Genomic DNA, 18,247 nt, shown 5'->3' on the forward strand with positions numbered 1-18,247 from the left:
TGTCACTAGCTGTCTAAGAATATTTGGCTACGTGTAGGATTCCGAAGAGTCATATTAAATAATATTCTATCTAGATTTAATCAAAGTTTTATGCAATCGTCTGCATAAATTTTCACTTTTTCATTACAATCCTGAAGGGTCTTATTTTTTCTGTATTTTCGAAAAAATACCAAGCCAAGCAATGCCGCATAGTCCCCAATCATTGGCCAAAAGAATCTTTGATGGATTTGAAAGCTACATCCGAAGCTTCAATACCTATACACGACTCGCTCCAAAATATTTCAGGGAACGAAATTGGCAAAATATGCAAATCAACCACCGACAGAGGTTGAGATTGTACAAGGATCTTCTATTCCAACTAGTGGATGAATTTCATGAAAAGCTTGGGGAGACTGCTTCCGACAGAGGCATTTGGTCTTCTATTAGGAAAGAGTACCAAAGCATGATATTGGGAAGACCAGATGTGGAATTGGCCGAAACTTTTTTCAACTCAGTCATCCGCAAAGCTTTTCCTGGAATGTCGATAGATGCCGAATTGATGTACCTTACGGAGGGTCATGAATCCTGTGAATGGAGTAGAGATAGCGATATGATCCATGTATATCCCAGTCAAATGGGACTTGAGCCTATCATCCGAAAGATTTTGGATGATTTTGATATGGGAGTTCCATATATGAATAAGGAGCAGGATATCCAGTTTTTAATTCAAAGTGTCAAAGACGTCATTCTCACCCGGTACAACCCGGGCCCAGAAACTACCACAGAAATACTCAAATCGGTCTTTTTTCGAAACAAGGCTGCCTACCTGATCGGAAGGACATTCGTCGGGGAAAAGTGGATGCCATTCATTATACCTATGCTTCATGGGGAGAAGGGTGTTTTCGTGGATACCTTGATTTTTGATCGGCAGATCATGAGTCACTTATTCAGCTTTACCCGCTCCTATTTTATGGTCGAAGCTGATGTCCCTTCACAAGTGGTTGGTTTTCTAAGCTCAGTCATTTCTCATAAAAAGACACACGAACTCTACAATGCAATCGGGTTTAACAAACACGGAAAGACGCTTTTCTATCGTGACTTTCTGGACCATATAAATCAATCTTCGGATAAGTTTATTCCTGCCCCTGGAGTCAAAGGCATGGTGATGACTGTGTTCACGTCCCCCTCTTTAGATGTGGTTTTCAAGCTGGTAAAGGATCATTTTGAACCGCCAAAAAGCATGACCCGGCAAGAAGTAAGGGAAAAATACAAGTTGGTTTCATTGCATGATCGTGTTGGTAGGATGGCAGACACACATGAATTCGAATACTTTCACCTTCCACTTGATCGCATTAGTTCGGAACTGATGGAGGAGTTGAGGAATACCTGCAACTCCCTCTTGAAAATCGAAAACAATGAATTGATTATCAAACACCTGTACACCGAGCGCAAGATGATACCGCTCAACCTTTACCTGGATGATTGCCCCACAGAGGAAGGATTGGAAGCGGCAGAAGATTATGGTAGAGCCATATTACAATTGGCGCAGGCGAATATTTTCCCAGGTGATATGATGACCAAAAACTTTGGACTGACCCGTCAAAAAAGAGTCATTTTCTATGATTATGATGAGATTGAGTTTTTGACAGATATGAACTTCCGAGTGAAACCAAAAGCGGAAACTTATGAGCAGATCTATGCCTCCGAGCCTTGGTATGATATTGCCAAAAATGACGTCTTTCCAGAAGATTTTCGGCGCTGGATGATTGGCAGAGAAGATTTAAAAGAACATTTTCTGAATTATCACAAAAACCTTTTCGATCCGTTGCATTGGCAAAAGATTCAAAAAAGAATTAAAAGCGGTGAACTCATTCATGCATTCCCCTATCCAGAGGAAATCCGCTTTAGACCTTTTGAAAGAGTCTGACAGAAACACCTGTTTTTCACATTCTGAATAATCATTTTCAATTACATTTCATTTTGAAGCGGTATAAGCTATTTTTGCAAGGCTAAGCCATCGCCTGCTATCTGCTGATGAATTCACAAGAGCCTCCAGTAAAGTCCACTGTCACCCATACCAAAAAAATCATCCTTCTCACTCCGAATGATGATAACAGGCCGGTTTATATCTCGGGTAATTTCAATAATTGGGCGACTCAGGACTATAATTTCCGAATGGAAAAAATTGAGGAAGGGCGCTATGAGTTTGAATTTCCGGAAGGTGAAGAGTTTGAAGGAGAACTGATCTACAAATTTACAAAAGGAGACTGGTCAGAAGTCGAAATTGATCGATACGGAAATAAAACTCCCAATCGCCACTGGAATGATGATCAACTCGAGCGAGTTGAAAAAGTAGCTAAATGGCGTCACAACTGGCTTCCTTACCGCCCAAGTCAATTGCCAAAGGTGCATTTGATCTCGGAGGAATTTGAAATTCCCCAACTCAATAAAACCCGCAAAATATGGGCACTGCTTCCCCATGATTACGACACCAGTGATGAGCATTACCCGGTTCTTTACCTACAGGACGCTCAAAACCTTTTCAACGAAAAATCCGAATTCAACTGGCAGATAGATAAGAAGCTGGCGGTTATGTCGGACTACGGAATTGGGAAGATTATCGTCATTGCTATCGAGCATGCAGAATCAGAGCGCATTCAGGAATACAATGTAGGGCGAACCTTACTAGGTGCAGGTCACGGAAAAAAATACATCCGCTTTATCACCGATACCTTGAAGCCTTTTGTGGATAAGACTTTCCGAACCAAAACTGATCGTGAATTCACAGGTATTGGCGGAAGTTCCATGGGAGGTCTAGTGAGTATTTTTTCAGGATTGATCTATCCGGAGGTTTTCGGAAAATTGATGGTCTTTTCTCCCTCACTTTGGGTCATACCAAAGATCAAGCTCGGCTTTCTGGATATTTTTGAACCGCAGGAAACTAGACTTTACCTCTATGCAGGTGGAGACGAAAGCGAAACCATGGTCAAGCATGTGACCAAATTCCGAAAGCGGTTACTAAGAAGAGAAAGCCTTCAAGGAAAAATGAAAGTGCGCCTTTCCATCAATATGGAAGGAAAACACAATGAAAGATACTGGAGCGATGAGTTCCCAAAAGCCATCGAATGGCTTTTCTTTAGTGACAAACCTGAATAAATCAATATGCAATTTCAACTGAATCCCAAGTCAAAATCACAGACTTTCCTGAAAATTTTTCCACTTAAAAGCGATCAGGTTTCCAGTTTTTTAGGCCAAAACTTTCCGCAACAAATTATATCTCCGCTCCTTTTCAGTGGGAAGGAAAATACGCATTATGCTTTCTCGAATGAAAGCCAAATCATTCTTCTGCTGGGTTTAGGCGATAGTCCAAGCTATAAATCAGTTGAGAATGCTTTCCGAAGAGTATTGGCTAAGCAGGGAGATTGGGTGAAGGAAAACATAGAATTGAACTTCAGTCAAATTGACCAGGCAGATTTGATGGAAGCAAGTATAATTGGCTTAGGATTAGGAGCTTACCATTTAGATTTTTTCAAGAAGGAGCGAAAAGAACAATTTCAAAAACTGAAAGTAGCTGTCCGTTCGAATTCAACCGAAGCCAAAAAGACGCTATTCCGTGCAGAGAAGATCTTGGATGCCAAGCTGGAGGCTTTATTGATGGTAGATCTTCCACCAAATGTACTTACTCCCAAGTATTTGGCGGATTGGGCAAAAAAGACATCCAAAAAGCTAAACCTAAAAGCAAAAATCTTTGACCGGAAAAAGGCAAAATCAGAGGGCCTTGAAGCCTTTTTGGCAGTGGCAAGAGGTTCTGCTAAAGAACCCCAATTCATCATTTTAGAATACCGACAGCCTAAAGCCAAAAAACACATCGGACTGGTTGGAAAAGGAGTCACTTTTGATACCGGAGGCCTGAATGTGAAGACTCAGGGGATGCATTACATGAAGTCAGACATGGGCGGTGCAGCGGCGGTTTTGGCAGCAACCCAACTCATCGCTTCCCTCCAAGTCCCAATCAACCTGACTTGCATCGTGCCAACGGTGGAAAATGCCATTGACAAGGATGCCTATCTTCCTTCCGAAGTCATTAAAAGCTACTCAGGTAATAGCATAGAAATCGTCGATACCGATGCAGAAGGACGATTGATTTTAGCAGATGGCTTGGCTTATTTGGTCAAAAATTACCAAACTGATCACATCCTTGATTTTGCAACATTGACTGGATCAGCTGTTGGAACTTTCGGGTATGAATGCGCAGCTTTGTTTTCCAATGATGAATCCTTGTCCAAGCAAATTCAGGATTCAGGTATGGGAATAGGTGAAAAATCCTGGCCTCTACCCATCTGGAAGGAATATGCAAAAGAAATGGATAGTGAGATTGCGGACATTCGAAACTACCATGGAAAGCCTCTAGCAGGAGCCATCACAGCAGCTACATTTTTGCAAGCTTTCACCAATGAGCATCCTTCCTGGGCTCATTTGGATATTGCCGGTGTAGCCTTCGGAGATAGTGAGTTTACAAAAACCAAATCCGGAACATCCTATGGTGTCAATTTATTGCTTAATTTGATCGAAAATCTTCTTTAAAATGGATACTTCGGGCAAAACTTTTCTCTGCATCTCCAATTACTTCAAAGGAAATGCATTTTTAATTTCTCTCAAGAAGCAAGGGAATCGAGTCTTTTTGGTGACATCAGAAAATCTCAAAGAGCATCCTTGGGCTTTTGAATACATCGATGAAGTTTTCTACATGCCGGGCCAAGATTTGGATTGGGATTTGAATTTACTCTTACAAGGAGTCGGAGGGCTGATGAAGGAAAATAAGATTGACGCTATCGTCGCTTTGGATGATTATGATGTAGAAAAAGCAACTTTCCTTAGAGAAAACCTACGTATCTCAGGTATGGGGCAAACTACCGGTCGATACTTCCGCGACAAGCTTGCCATGCGGATCAAAGCGCAAGATGCAGGAATCAATGTTCCCGCCTTCTCTCCCCTATTTAATGACGAGGATATCAACCAATATGCAGATCATATTCCTGCCCCTTGGGTACTGAAACCTCGCTCCGAAGCCTCAGCGCATGGTATCATAAAGGTGCACAACAAGGAAGAGCTCTGGAAACATATCCATGAACTTGGAGACAATCGCCTTTATTACCTCGTGGAGCAGTTTAAGCCGGGTGATGTCTATCATGCGGATGGCTTGATGCTAGACGGAAAAAACATCTTTTTGACCGTTTCTAAATACTTAGCAACTCCCATGGAAATATCTCAAGGAGGTGGGATTTTCCGATCAGCCAATTTGGAGTACGGTTCGGCAGACGAAAAAGCCATCAAAAAGGTCAATAAAGATATCATGAAAGCCTTTGGCCTAAAATCGGGAGCCACTCATACAGAATTCATCAAGTGCCATGAAGATGGGGAAATCTACTTCTTAGAAACCTCTTCGCGCGTAGGAGGAGCGCATTTGGCAGAAATGGTGGAAGCAGCCACATCCATCAATCTCTGGACTGAATGGGCCAAAATCGAAGATTCTCTTGCTCGAGGAAAGGAGTATAAACTCCCCAAAAGCGTCAAGCAATATGCTGGAATTGTGCTCACACTTTCCAAATTCCAAAATCCTGATTTAAGCAGCTTTGATGACCCGGAGGTGTATTTTAGAGTTCCATTGGAATACCATGCAGGATTGATCGTACGATCAAAAAATCGGGATAAGGTTTTGGCACTTATGGATGATTATGCAGATCGATTAACCAGGGATTTCTCGACATCTGCCGCTGCACCCGAGGTGAAAAAGTTTCATTAATTCTGCTTTCTAAAACTTCTCCTCTACTCCCAGACCAAAAAGTGCAAAGTCGTATTTGACGGGGTCATTTGGATCCATTTCGCGCAGTCTTTCTGTAAGTTCGATAGCGGTCTGCCAGTCGGTTTGCTTTCGGGTAATCAATCCCAACTTTCTGGCAACGCGATCCACATGCAAATCACAAGGACAGATCAACTGAGCGGGCTGTATACCTTTCCATATACCAAAATCCACTCCTTTGTCATCATGTCGAACCATCCAGCGGAGAAACATATTCATTCGCTTGCAGGCTGATTTTCGGGCAGGTGTCGCAATATGCTTTCTCGTACGGCTAGGAGCATCTGGCAAGGAAAAGAAGAACTCGTGAAAAGCCTTCAGCATGCTTTCCATTCCATCGATGGAGTGATTTTGTCCGATAAGAAAAGCTTCTTCAAGCGAATCATAATGCCTATAAAACCAAGCAAAAAAATGAATAAAATAAAGCGTGTCTATATCATTGAAGGTTCTATGCTTGAAAAGCAAAAAGGGCTTTAAATCCTTCTCTTGATGATTTAACAAAAAGTCATGCGGAGCATTATCCATTAGACGAAAAAGCTCCAAGCATTTGGAAATTATGGTTTTCCGCTGTCCCCATGCAAGAATAGATGCAAAAAAACCAGCGATTTCGATATCCTGCCTTTTCTTGAATAAATGTGGGATAGATATTGGATCGTAGGTAATAAATCCCGGTTGATTGTATTGCTCAACCTTTTCATCCAAAAAGCCCTTCAGATCTTGCATTGGCTTAAAGAGCGACCTTTACCTCTCCTCCTTGGGTTCCATCAAACCATTTAAAAAACAATTCCCGTTCTCCTCTCTCAGACACATGCCAATCAAAGCATTTGATATTGGTAAGCGGTCGCAGGCTATCTTCATCCGGATTGTAAAGACAAATATCAAAATCGGGAAGTTCTTTAGAATCTGTGCTATTCCACTTCTCCAGAATCAAGCCTTCTTCAATCACCCGAACTTTATTACCAAATACATAATCGGATAAAATGGAAGGAACACCATCCACTCTTCGAAGCTTAAACCCCGAAGGACCAAACATGATTGATTTGACTTCGAGTGCCTCAATTAGCTCATTGGTATGGGGCAAGGTCTCCCAATCTGAAGCTTTGATCGTCACTTTCTTACCCTCAGGTCGAATACGTGCAAGCAATTGGGAAAGCTTTGAAAAAATCCAGGTCAGGCCGATGAAGAGCAAGCCAAAACTAGCAAGAATTGGATAGCTGATCACGAAAATCAAATTCCAGATAAATCGGAATAGGTAATGAAAAAAGAGTTGGATTTTGTTCATACTTCTGTGGTAGGATGCAAAGTTACCTTAGAAGCTTGGGATTGACAAATGACTATTGAAGAGGAATCCGTAGGGAAAAGCCCGTAGGGCCTAAACTGAGTTGATTCACAAATTCTGGCAAGGCCTGAGCATGATGGCTGTGAAAACCATACATAATCGCGTCAAAGGTCAATAAAAATGCACCTTGGAGAATGATTGACTTCCCAAAGCCCCGCAGTCTTTCGTTGTTTTTTCTCAGGCCACGCTCCTTCAGATAAAGACCTCCTGCCATATAGCCAAAGTCCAAAGCTGCATTAACCAAAAGAACCTTTTCAATCCCCTGCTGAGCCTCTATGGTCTCCCAGAGACTCATGGCTTCCGGGCTTTTGCTTGCCTGCCAGTATCCGAATCCTGCAATGATCAGATTAACCGAATTCCAATAGAGATTCATTTGATGAAAAGCCTTATCGGAACCGGTAGTTTGGGATGCAGCTATTCCTCCCCAAAGCATATTTCCAACCGCCCAAGAACCTAAAATGACCATACCCTTCCGATTGAAATCTGTTCGGGTGGTATTGAAAGAATCAAGTTCCTGCTGCTGCGCCATCAGCTCATTGGCAAAGAAGCAGGATGAAAAAACTATCAGAAGAAAAAAGGCGGTTTTTGATTGCATGTTTGTAAAACTAGGGGAAATTGTGATTGTTTTTCTATTCCCTAAAACGCGACGGGTAATGTTTTTTACTCCTGTAAAGAAAAGATATTAAGAAATACACCTTCGGTGAAATATAGTCGGCTTCGCCTCCTGAGATACACCTCTTTTCAGTTGGTGAGATAGACCTTATATCTTGTCGTAGCCATATCTTTGCCTATCTGCGAAGCTATCTTTTAAATAACCTTCCCTGCATTCAAAAAGAAATCCATCGCTTCGTTCGGTAAAAAAAAGAGTGCTGAAGGCACGAAAATTATCAGCCCCAGGTAAGGAGAAACGACGCAACCTGGGGGTTAGAATTTACAACAATAAACCAGCGCTGGCCCTTAGTCTATAATTTGAAAACGGGTTTTATTGCCAGCAAGACAAGCACAATCAATAATCAAATAAAACAAAGAAGAAGCAGGCATTTGACCGACCCTATTCAACAAAAAACCCATTTGACAAAAATTAGATGGGCTTTTACTAGTGCGTTTTTTTTTTATCAATAGGCAACCTCCACCGGGAATCTTGGATTTACTGCCTTCAACTGATCATAGGCTGCTTGGGATAGTTTGATCACCAATTTGGAATTATCTCCTGTTTCTGGCAATACTCCAACTACCCTGGCAAAAATGGTGATATCATTTTCTTCATTTTTCACACGCATGATCGTCCCCACAGGAGCTGTTCGGTGTAAGACCAAATACTTTTTATGTCCTCCCGTTCCCGGAATCACTTCAGCCTGACCCATTTCAGAAATATTCTTAAACCCGCCCGAGCTAGCTCCATCAGGCACTTCATGCATTTCCTCCACATCAGTTACCACTTTCGGTTCACCCACGATCGGAACTTGTGAGGGAGCAGGCTCTGCTCTTCCCACTTTGATAACTTGCCCAACTTTAAGGTTATTGGAGCTTAAGCCATTCCATCGAATCACCTCCTCGACCTTTGCATTGTACTGTTTTGAAATCGAAAAGAGCGTCTCTCCCGATCTTACTTCATGGGAAATCCAATCACCGGGCACAACAGCTACAGCCTCGGCAGGTGCTTTTGGAGTTTCGGCCAATGAGCTTTTCTCTTCTACCGCTTTTTCAGCTTTCGCTTCTACTTTCTCGACCTTTTTTGGTGCTTTTTCTTCAACCTTGACCACCTCCGTATTGGTAGCTACAGCCTTTTCTGAAGTAGGCTGAGTTTGTTGCGGTATTTCTTGCTTCTCGACCTCTGCTACAATTGGCTTGGGAGTTTCGGCCTGACCTTTAATAATTAAAGCCTGACCGACACTGAGATCATTTCCACGTAGGGAATTCCAGGTTTTCAATTCATCGATGGAAACATTATACTTTTTGGAAATCGAATACAGCGTCTCTCCTGAAGCTACTTTATGCAAATCCGAACCTGCAGGAACCGACTCTTCACCTATGAAAGGAACAAAAATTTCTTGACCTGCTTTCAAGCCTGATTTTAAAGATTCATTTGATTTAACAATCTCACCAACAGGGGTTTGGTAACGGCGGGAAATCGCAAAAAGTGTCTCTTTTGCCTCTACTTGATGAACAATAAATGACTTCCCTCCTCTTTTTTCTGTACGTAAGGAATCCAAGACAGAAACAGCTTGAGCACTACCTGCAAAAGCTAAAAAAGTTAAACCGAGAGTAAGAAATTTGTTGAATCGCATGCTTAAATTAAGGTTAGGTGTTGTTCGGAAACTTCAAACAATAGCACAAGAACAAGAATTATGCTAAAGAGAGCGATTTTGAACAATTAATTACCTCTCAAATTCTCTGCATATGATATTTAGCTTTTTTGATCTCGAATCGAATCAATATTAGACTGAAAAAAGTATCTTGCTTCTATGAGTAGACTTCTTCTTCCTTTCCTTTTCATGCTTATTTCTTTTTTCCCACAGCAACTCCTTGCGCAGGATAAAAAGATAGAACGGATTTTCACTTTTAAAATTGATCGGGACATCGATCCTGCCATGAATCGCCGGGTAAAACTCGCTTTGGAATCTGCGGAAGAAAAGGAAGCTGATTTGATCATTATTGAAATGGATACTTACGGCGGCGCTGTGAATGATGCCGATGATATTCGAACCATGATTTTGGAAGCTCCGATTCCGGTCTACACTTTTATCAACAAAGATGCGGCATCTGCCGGAGCCTTGATCTCTATCGCCAGTGACAGTATTTACATGGCCCCGGGTTCAAGTATCGGAGCAGCCACCGTGGTAAATGGTGCGGATGGTAGCGCTGCACCTGACAAATACCAATCCTACATGCGATCCATGATGCGAAGTACTGCCGAAGCAAGTGGTAGAGATCCAAAAATCGCAGAGGCTATGGTGGATGAAAAAATTGCCATTAACGGCGTTACCGAGGAAGGCTCAGTAGTAACACTTTCCGTTTCTGAAGCTATCAAATTTGGCTTTTGTGAAGGAGAATATCCTTCGATAGATGCAATTCTTGCCACTCAAGGGATAGCAGAGGCCGAAATCATTGAATATGAAGTCTCAAGTACAGAGCAAATCATATCCTTCTTTTTAAATCCTGCTATTTCAGGAATCTTAATCCTAATTATCATTGGTGGTATTTACTTTGAATTGCAGACACCGGGAGTTGGTTTTCCACTGGCTGCCGCCATTCTCGCAACCATCCTATATTTCATTCCCTATTATCTCAACGGCCTGGCTGAAAATTGGGAAGTGATTGTCTTTGTTTTGGGAATCATATTGCTGGCGGTGGAGCTATTTGTCATACCAGGTTTTGGAATATTTGGAATTCTGGGAATAGTCTGCATCCTCTCTGGCTTGGTCTTAGGAATGCTCCCCAATCAAAACTTTGACTTTTCCTTTGTACCTGCAGAGCAACTCTTTGTCGCTTTGCTCACCGTTATACTGGCAGCCATAGCCGCAGTTTTTCTGATATTCTGGTTGACACCAAAAGTGAACTCTTGGAAGGCATTTAGCACCATTACCCTTGCCACAACTCAAGGAAAGTCTGAAGGATATACTTCTTCCTTTTATCCTGATGAACTCAAGGGCAAAGTTGGAAAGGTCCATTCCCGTCTTCGACCAAGCGGAAGAGTAGAAATCGATGGAGAAATCTTCGATGCCTATTCCCGGGGAGAGTTTATTGATCAGGGCGAAGAGATTATCGTCATTTCTACAGAAGGAACTTCGCTGAAGGTCAAAAAGCACGAAGCCTAATTCTACTTTTTTTCTAAGTTTGCGCCATGAATCCATTTCAGAGCATCTACGAGGCAGTGGGCGAAGAAAAAATACAGGAACTGGTACATCATTTTTACCAAGGGGTAGAAAGTAACCATGAGCTCCGGAAACTTTATCCTGAAGGAGATTTAAAACCTGCTGAGCGTAGACTGTATTTATTTTTAGTTCAGGTGTTTGGAGGGCCGCAAACTTACTCAGAAGAGCGTGGTCATCCTCGCTTAAGGCTGAGACACATGCAATGGGCGATTGATCCAAAAATGCGGAATCATTGGCTGAATGCAATGCTCGAAGCAATGGATAAAATACAGCTTGATCAAGAGGTCCGGGAATTGATGATGAATTACTTCATCAAAGTTGCAAATCACATGGTCAACCATGATTAAGCTTCTTCGAAGAATATATTCCCTCTATGCCGCACTGCTTTTTGTGCTAAGCTTTTTATTGATTTTTCCATTCTTTCTGATTTGTATTTGGATACCGGGCTGGAAACCTTACGGCCGAAGAATCAATCAATATTGGGCTAAAATTTATTTTTCTCTGATTTTCAAACCAGTTCATTTAGAAATTCAAGGTCAAATCAAACCCGGCCAACCCTACATTTTTGCAGCCAATCATTTCTCATACCTCGATATTCCCATGATGGGTTTCATCCCCGGAGATGTACAATTCATCGGAAAAGCATCGATTCGAAAAGCCCCCCTTTTTGGTTATTTCTTCAAAAGCCTTCATATCGCAGTGGATCGCTCCCGCTTAAAAAGCAGGGCGGAAACTATGCGTCGCGCTGCTTTGGCGGTGGATGAAGGTAGCGGGATCGTGATTTTTCCTGAAGGAGGAATTTACACTACTCAGCCACCCCATATGGTACCCTTCAAAAATGGAGCTTTCCGACTTGCTTTGGACAAACAAATCCCCATCATTCCTGTCACATTGTCGTTTAATCATCTAATTTTGCCTGAGGACGGTAAGTTTTTGCTCGACTTTCACCGGGCAAAAATGGTCCTGCATGAGGCAATCTTTCCTGAAGAAGGAGCTACGGAGGAAAGTTTGAAAAACAGATGCTTTGAAGCCATCGAAAGGCAATTGCAACTTGATAATGGCGTTTAGAAGGAAGATTGGAAATTAAACTGAGCTAAGTTCAAATGAAAATAGACAAAGAATCCATCAAGAAAATCGCCCACTTGGCGCGCTTGGAATTTGATGAATCCAGTGCCGAAAAAATGTCAAAAGATATGAGTCAGATTTTGGACTGGGTGGAAAAACTAAATGAACTCGATACAGAGGGAGTAGAACCACTGACCACGATGTCCTCTGAAGTCAATGATATGCGTGAGGATAAGGTTGGAAACCACTTGGATCATGAAGCAGGACTGAAAAATGCTCCCAAGCGCGATTCAGATTATTTTCGGGTGCCAAAAGTTTTGGAATAATAATGCGTCAAATCCTTCCAGCCATCGGCTCTTTTATCCTCATTGCCTTGATCCTAATCGGGGCTTTTTTATTGATCTATTTCGTGGGCTTCGATCGTATGCCCTATCGGGAGCTCATTCCTGGTTACTTTCTGGACCGACTACCTATTCCTTTTGACATAGCTGCGATTGGGCCAGTAACTTTTCCGATTGAAGTAGATAATTTTCTGGTTTTCCAAGAATTCAAATCTCTAAGACCCAGTTTTTCATTGCTTGAAATTCGAACATTTGGAGTGCTGGCTTTTATTTTAATTTCAGCCTTTTTGGCTTGGATACCTTCTTTCAAAAAGCTCTATTTCCTCATTGCGGGCGCAGCCTGGATTCTGATCTTAACACTTAGCAATCTCAATGGGCTCAATTTTGAAGGGCTTAGTACTAACCTACCCTTGATTGTAGCGATTGCAGGAAGTTTGGCGGCTCCTGTCTTTTTCCATGTATCTGGAAAATTCAATTACTATCCAATTCGCTTTGTTGTCAGCTTACTGTTTGTGGGGATTTCAGCTTGGGTTATGATTCAGGGAAGTACCGTAGAGCGGGCGGATATCTTCCTTGCAGAACATGCCCTGATTCCGGTCTTTTGCCTCAGCATTGCTTGGGTTTTCTGGAATGGACATTCTATGATATCCGGTATTTACATCTTACTGACCCGAGCAAGCCGAAATTTAGAAGTAAAGATTTCATTTCAACTTTTAATTCTATCTATCGTCTACTTATTGCTGATTTTCAACATCTTATTAGATCTAACAGGAAACCCTCTTTCTTGGCTTCCCTCTTTTGATCCGCTGTATTTATTGATCCCCGTAGGCGTTTTGGGCTATTTCGTAATCGATGTCAAAGGAAACACCGATCTAGATTTAATTGCTCCCCCCAAAGTGCTAAAATCCCTGCACTTAATAGGCTTTGCCTTGGTCTTATGGTTAGTTTGGAAATTGAAAGCAACCGGCAATCAACCCGGAGAAGAATTGCTTAAGCACCTCTTTACCTATTCCCAATTGGGTATTTCAGCCTTTTTCATTATCTATCTTTATTCCAATTTTCTTTCCATCATGAATACTGGAAAGAATGTGGAAAGAGTCCTTTTCAAACCTTTTTCTCTTCCCTATTATCACCTTCGTCTTGGTGGGTTGATTGCTATGCTGGTCATCACTGCTTACGCCAACGGAATCGTCGGTGCCCAGGTCAACGCGATGAGTAATCATGTCTTGGGCGATTATTATTATGCAACCGACCAAAGACTCAATGCGAGTATCTTATATGAAAACTCATGGTTTCGCTACCGAAATAATCCGAAAGCCAAAAATGCCTTGGCTCATCTGCTCTTTGAACTGAAACAGCCAAGTCTGGCCAAAAGCCACCTGGAACAAAGCGTGTATGAAGCACCACAGGAGGATAATTTTGTACTTCTAGCAGAGCGGTTTCATCAGGAAAACAAACTTTTCCAAGCTATCTCTTTATTAGAAAATGGATTAGAAATTTTTAAGCAAAGCGAAGCTATTCGAAATAATCTAGCCTTGCTTTATCTCAAAACCAATCGAGCGGAAGAAGCCATCCAACTTTTGATCGATGCTCCTTTTGAGCAAAAGGTGACAAAAAGCAATCTTCTGGCTTCTAGGTTGAAAAGCGGAAACTTCAATATTGAAAATGCCGAAGCCGTAGACTTACCGAGTAAAATCAATGCACTCGCTTATCAGAATGCTTTGGGAAATATTCCTGCCAAAGAATTGGTGAAAAGCCTTCGAAAAGAATCATTAAAGTCTACTTCTCCTATTTTGAAGCAAGCTGGCTTGCGAAATGTGCACTCTGTGTGGACACAAGAATCTCCTAAATCGGATCTTCAACTATTAGATAGCCTTTGGCAGCAGCCTGAAATGGAAACCTATATCATGCCTTTGCAGGAGACAGCCGTCATTCGGAGCCTGGCAGCAGATCGAATCGGTGAAGCTGTAAAAAACTTAAATGGGCTAGCCTTCCGAAATCCCGGAGACGCTGGTTATTTCCTTCATCTTTCGGCCATGATTTTGGCCTCCGAACTTGACTTCAAAAAAGCTGGAAAAGAATTATTGGCAGCAAAGGACAAAGGATTCCAAGCTTTCCAAAACTATCATTGGGAGATTCTAATTTTAGGAGGGTACTATGAAGAAGCCGAGCAACTGAGGTTAGCTTACGAATTGAAACCTAGAAACTGGTATAAAAGTCCTGATTCTGAGGAAGCTCAATACCTATTTTGGATTGAACGATTGCATGAAAGCTTGCCCAAAACCCTACTAGAAGCTTGGAAGGGAATGGAAGATGAGCGATTCAAGGCAGATTTTGGTATTCGCTTATTGAAGAGTAAATCCCATGACCTAAGCAAAAGCAATATTCAGGAATTGGCTGATTTTATTCAAAAAGTACAAGGTGAAAATACCGCTCTATCAAGCTTCGCTAAAAACCCGGATTTTCAAGATTCGAAATCTATTAATACCTTTTTAGAATGGCTTGGAAAACCCGATGAACTTACCGGTAACCCCTATCACAGTCCTTTGATTTGGTCAGCACAAGCTATCCAAAGTGATGCACTCGATCGATACGAAATACTGAATGGAGCGACAGAATTTAACCGAGATCCGGTGCTTTGGATGCGGAAAGTACAAGCAGCCCGAGAGCTGGGCTTGAGCAATTATGCTACCGATGCCTTGGGAGAAATGTCAAAATGGATTGATGAAGAGACACTTTATCAGCTTCAAATGCGTAAATTTTGATAGTTGGTTTCGGTTTTTCTCATAAATGAATCTAACTTTAAGCGAACTAAACCTACACCACATGAGTCGAGTCATAGAAACCCACGAAATCAACAAAACCTATAAAATGGGAGCCGAAACTATTCAAGCTCTCAAGTCTGTATCCATTACCGTGGATCGTGGGGAATATGTAGCATTCATGGGACCTTCCGGTTCGGGTAAGTCCACTTTGATGAATATCATTGGCTGCCTCGACACACCAACTTCAGGTTCCTATATTTTGAATAATAAAGATGTCAGCTCCATGACTGAAAATGAGTTGGCTGAAATCAGAAATAAAGAAATTGGTTTTGTCTTCCAGACATTTAACCTGCTTCCGAGAGCTTCCTGCTTAGAGAATGTTGCCCTACCATTAGTTTATGCAGGGTTTAGTCGAGAAGAGCGGGAAGAAATGGCTTTCAAAGCCTTGGAAAATGTTGGTTTGGGTGATCGAACAAAACACCGGCCCAATGAACTTTCCGGTGGTCAGCGTCAGCGTGTCGCCATTGCAAGAGCCTTGGTCAATGATCCAAGTATTATTCTTGCTGATGAACCTACAGGTAACCTAGATTCCAAAACATCTTACGATATCATGGAGCTTTTCCATGAGCTACACAGCAAAGGAAATACCATCATCATGGTAACTCACGAGGATGATATTGCTCACTATGCTCACCGAATTGTCAGACTTCGGGATGGATTGGTTGAGTCCGACACAGTCAACCCCAACCCTACTCGCGGAGTGAGCGAAGCAGTCTAAACCCTGCCCTTTTCGAAATAGATTCTTAATTTTGTGCGATCAAAGCAGGGAGTAGAATGAAAATTTATACAAAGACCGGAGACGAAGGGATCACCTCATTATTAGGGGGTATTCGAGTTCCAAAATCTGATTTACGAATCGATGCCTATGGCACTGTGGATGAACTTAATTCCTATGTGGGCCTGCTTCGAGATCAAGAAGTAAATAAGGAAAGAGGTGCGATCTTAAAGGAGATTCAGGATAGACTCTTCACAATCGGTGCTGACCTTGCTACCAGTCCTGGCAAAGACAAAGTCAAAAAACCAGACTTGCACGAATCTGACATTGATCTGTTGGAAAAGGAGATGGATCAAATGGAAGAGCAATTACCACCATTAACCGCCTTTATTCTTCCGGGCGGACATCAATCCGTCTCTTTTTGCCACTTGGCCCGCACAGTATGCCGTCGCACAGAGCGTTTGGTCGTAGAGCTGGCTTCCTATGAAGAAGTCAATCAACTGGTCATGAAATACCTCAACCGACTTTCCGATTACTTCTTTGTATTAGGTAGAAAAATGGCCCAAGAACTAGAGGTCGAAGAGGTGACTTGGAGACCGAGAGTTGAGGGGAAGTAGGGAGTTTGGAGTGGGAAGTGGGAAGCTGGGAGAAGGAAGTGGGAAGAAGGAAGTGGGAAAATTGGAAAATTAACTGTAACACATTTGGAAATACTTGAGTCAATTGATTTGAGGGCCCACCTTTATTGGGGAAGAGATGGAAGGTTGCAAAGTTCGAAGTTGAGTACAAGGTTCGCTGGTCTGGGCTAGGAATAAAAACCAAAAAGACCCTGAAGGGGTCAAATTGTGAATAGCCCTGGGTGAAACCAAGGGTTCCAAAGTAGCCTAGAAAACCAGCGCTGGGCCTGAAAATTTAAATTGGAGAATAATTATATTCCCCAGCAAGACGTAGACGGAAGGGAGAAGTTGGAAGCTGGGAGAAGGAAGTAGGAAGGAGAAAGTTTGAAGTAAAAAATGAAAATATCATTGGGTTTTGATTGAAGAGCTCAATCCAAAAAATATAAAATAATCATAGCTTTTAGTATAGAAGAACATGAAGACATCACTAGCCATACCCGTTACCAAGGTTCAGAAGTCCAAACTAGCTGAAACTGACTTTTCAAATTTAGTTTTTGGGAAAACCATCTCTGACCACATGTTTGTGGCGGACTATAAAAACGGCGAGTGGACTGACTTAAGAATAGTTCCTTATGGTCCTTTGCAATTAAACCCGTCGAATGCTGCCCTTCACTATGGACAGTCAATTTTCGAAGGCTTGAAGGCTTACAAAAATGAAGCTGGAGAAGCCTTGATTTTTCGGGCAGATGCCAATTGGCGAAGAATGAATGAGTCAGCGGTGAGAATGTGTATGCCGGAGATTCCAGAGGAAGTTTTTATGGAAGGATTATCTCAGCTGATTGATCTGGATCGGGATTGGATTCCTACTGCAAAGGGTTCTTCCCTTTATATCCGCCCTTATATGTTTGCCACGGATGATTACATTGGGGTAAAACCATCAGACACCTACAAATTCATCATTTTCACTTGCCCGGTTGGGAATTATTATTCCAAGCCAGTAAGTGTAAAAGTGGAAACAAAATACACTCGAGCAGTGCAAGGCGGAACTGGCTCAGCCAAAACAGCCGGAAATTATGCTGCCTCCCTCTATCCTGCCCTACTAGCACAGAAGGCCGGTTATGATCAATTGCTCTGGACCGATGGAAAAACCCATCAGTTTATCGAGGAAAGTGGTACTATGAATGTGATGTTTAAAATCCAAGGAAAAATCATCACAGCCCCTGTTCATAGCGATACCATCTTGAAAGGAATCACCCGAGACTCCGTTTTGAAATTGGCGAAAGACTGGGGAGAAGAGGTAGAAGAGCGATTTTTAAGCGTATCTGAATTGAAAAGTGCTTTGGAAGATGGAAGCATCGAGGAAGCATTTGGAACAGGAACTGCCGCAACCATCGCCCATATTCGCTTGATTCATATCGATGGAAAAGATTACGAACTTCCAGAAAAGGCTATAGATGCCTTCTCTCATCGAGTTTTGGCCGAATTAGATGGTATCAAATACGGAACCAAGGAAGATCCGCATGGATGGGTGATGAATTTTTAGGGCTTTAAAAATCTCTTTAATTCACTTAGAAAAAAGACCCAGGTCAGTTTGTTAGAAGCGTATTTTTTTTGCTTTGGCAAAAAAATTGGGAAAT

At 42.1% G+C, this 18,247-nt stretch carries 16 protein-coding genes; 12 read left to right on the forward strand and 4 right to left on the reverse strand.

Annotated elements, in window-relative coordinates; genetic code table 11:
- Positions 1–181 precede the first annotated feature (181 nt).
- The 4 genes from aceK (at position 182) to OU792_RS06315 (ending at position 5,782) form a co-directional block, all read left to right on the forward strand.
- Positions 182–1,906 (forward strand): bifunctional isocitrate dehydrogenase kinase/phosphatase, encoded by a 1,725-nt coding sequence (aceK, locus tag OU792_RS06300; RefSeq protein ID WP_274669767.1) that lies wholly within the window; start codon positions 182–184, stop codon positions 1,904–1,906.
- A 107-nt stretch (positions 1,907–2,013) separates the two neighbouring features.
- Complete coding sequence (locus OU792_RS06305) at positions 2,014–3,135, forward strand: alpha/beta hydrolase (RefSeq protein WP_134201656.1); 1,122 nt, start codon at positions 2,014–2,016, stop codon at positions 3,133–3,135.
- Between the two features lie 6 nt (positions 3,136–3,141).
- Positions 3,142–4,563 carry a leucyl aminopeptidase family protein gene (locus tag OU792_RS06310; RefSeq protein WP_274669768.1) on the forward strand — a complete coding sequence of 474 codons (1,422 nt, stop codon included), beginning with the start codon at positions 3,142–3,144 and terminating at the stop codon, positions 4,561–4,563.
- Between the two features lies 1 nt (position 4,564).
- Positions 4,565–5,782 carry an ATP-grasp domain-containing protein gene (locus OU792_RS06315; protein ID WP_274669769.1) on the forward strand — a complete coding sequence of 406 codons (1,218 nt, stop codon included), beginning with the start codon at positions 4,565–4,567 and terminating at the stop codon, positions 5,780–5,782.
- Between the two features lie 9 nt (positions 5,783–5,791).
- Here the strand turns inward: OU792_RS06315 and OU792_RS06320 are convergent, their stop codons facing one another.
- The 4 genes from OU792_RS06320 to OU792_RS06335 all read right to left on the reverse strand — a co-directional run bounded on the left by OU792_RS06320 (position 5,792) and on the right by OU792_RS06335 (position 9,463).
- Entirely contained in the window at positions 5,792–6,559 is a 768-nt protein-coding gene (locus OU792_RS06320; RefSeq protein ID WP_274669770.1) for a TIGR02757 family protein, read from the reverse strand.
- Positions 6,560–6,563: 4 nt separating this feature from the next.
- Positions 6,564–7,118, reverse strand: coding sequence for a hypothetical protein (locus OU792_RS06325; RefSeq protein WP_026946604.1), 555 nt, complete (start codon positions 7,116–7,118; stop codon positions 6,564–6,566).
- Positions 7,119–7,170: 52 nt separating this feature from the next.
- Positions 7,171–7,770, reverse strand: a complete 600-nt coding sequence (locus tag OU792_RS06330) for a DUF6992 family protein (RefSeq protein ID WP_274669771.1) — start codon at positions 7,768–7,770, stop codon at positions 7,171–7,173.
- Positions 7,771–8,290: 520 nt separating this feature from the next.
- Complete coding sequence (locus OU792_RS06335) at positions 8,291–9,463, reverse strand: LysM peptidoglycan-binding domain-containing protein (protein ID WP_274669772.1); 1,173 nt, start codon at positions 9,461–9,463, stop codon at positions 8,291–8,293.
- A gap of 207 nt (positions 9,464–9,670) precedes the next feature.
- On the opposite strand from OU792_RS06335, the gene OU792_RS06340 reads away from it, so the two are divergent.
- The 8 genes from OU792_RS06340 to OU792_RS06375 all read left to right on the forward strand — a co-directional run bounded on the left by OU792_RS06340 (position 9,671) and on the right by OU792_RS06375 (position 18,153).
- On the forward strand, positions 9,671–10,993 hold the full coding sequence (locus OU792_RS06340; protein WP_274669811.1) for an NfeD family protein: 1,323 nt from the start codon (positions 9,671–9,673) through the stop codon (positions 10,991–10,993).
- Positions 10,994–11,019: 26 nt separating this feature from the next.
- On the forward strand, positions 11,020–11,397 hold the full coding sequence (locus tag OU792_RS06345) for a globin domain-containing protein (protein WP_134201648.1): 378 nt from the start codon (positions 11,020–11,022) through the stop codon (positions 11,395–11,397).
- Positions 11,390–12,118 (forward strand): lysophospholipid acyltransferase family protein, encoded by a 729-nt coding sequence (locus OU792_RS06350; RefSeq protein ID WP_342453728.1) that lies wholly within the window; start codon positions 11,390–11,392, stop codon positions 12,116–12,118. The genes OU792_RS06345 and OU792_RS06350 overlap by 8 nt, the downstream gene beginning before the upstream one ends.
- Positions 12,119–12,153: 35 nt before the next feature.
- Positions 12,154–12,441 carry an Asp-tRNA(Asn)/Glu-tRNA(Gln) amidotransferase subunit GatC gene (gene gatC / locus OU792_RS06355; protein WP_026946609.1) on the forward strand — a complete coding sequence of 96 codons (288 nt, stop codon included), beginning with the start codon at positions 12,154–12,156 and terminating at the stop codon, positions 12,439–12,441.
- A gap of 2 nt (positions 12,442–12,443) precedes the next feature.
- Positions 12,444–15,221, forward strand: coding sequence for a tetratricopeptide repeat protein (locus tag OU792_RS06360; protein ID WP_274669773.1), 2,778 nt, complete (start codon positions 12,444–12,446; stop codon positions 15,219–15,221).
- A gap of 61 nt (positions 15,222–15,282) precedes the next feature.
- Positions 15,283–15,999: an ABC transporter ATP-binding protein gene (locus tag OU792_RS06365; RefSeq protein WP_026946611.1), complete on the forward strand. Its 717-nt coding sequence runs from the start codon at positions 15,283–15,285 to the stop codon at positions 15,997–15,999.
- A 56-nt stretch (positions 16,000–16,055) separates the two neighbouring features.
- Positions 16,056–16,613, forward strand: a complete 558-nt coding sequence (locus OU792_RS06370; protein WP_026946612.1) for a cob(I)yrinic acid a,c-diamide adenosyltransferase — start codon at positions 16,056–16,058, stop codon at positions 16,611–16,613.
- A 472-nt stretch (positions 16,614–17,085) separates the two neighbouring features.
- Complete coding sequence (locus OU792_RS06375; RefSeq protein WP_274669774.1) at positions 17,086–18,153, forward strand: branched-chain amino acid aminotransferase; 1,068 nt, start codon at positions 17,086–17,088, stop codon at positions 18,151–18,153.
- Positions 18,154–18,247: the final 94 nt, after the last annotated feature.

The sequence above is a fragment of the Algoriphagus sp. NF genome, from assembly GCF_028823735.1.
GTDB lineage: Bacteria > Bacteroidota > Bacteroidia > Cytophagales > Cyclobacteriaceae > Algoriphagus > Algoriphagus marincola.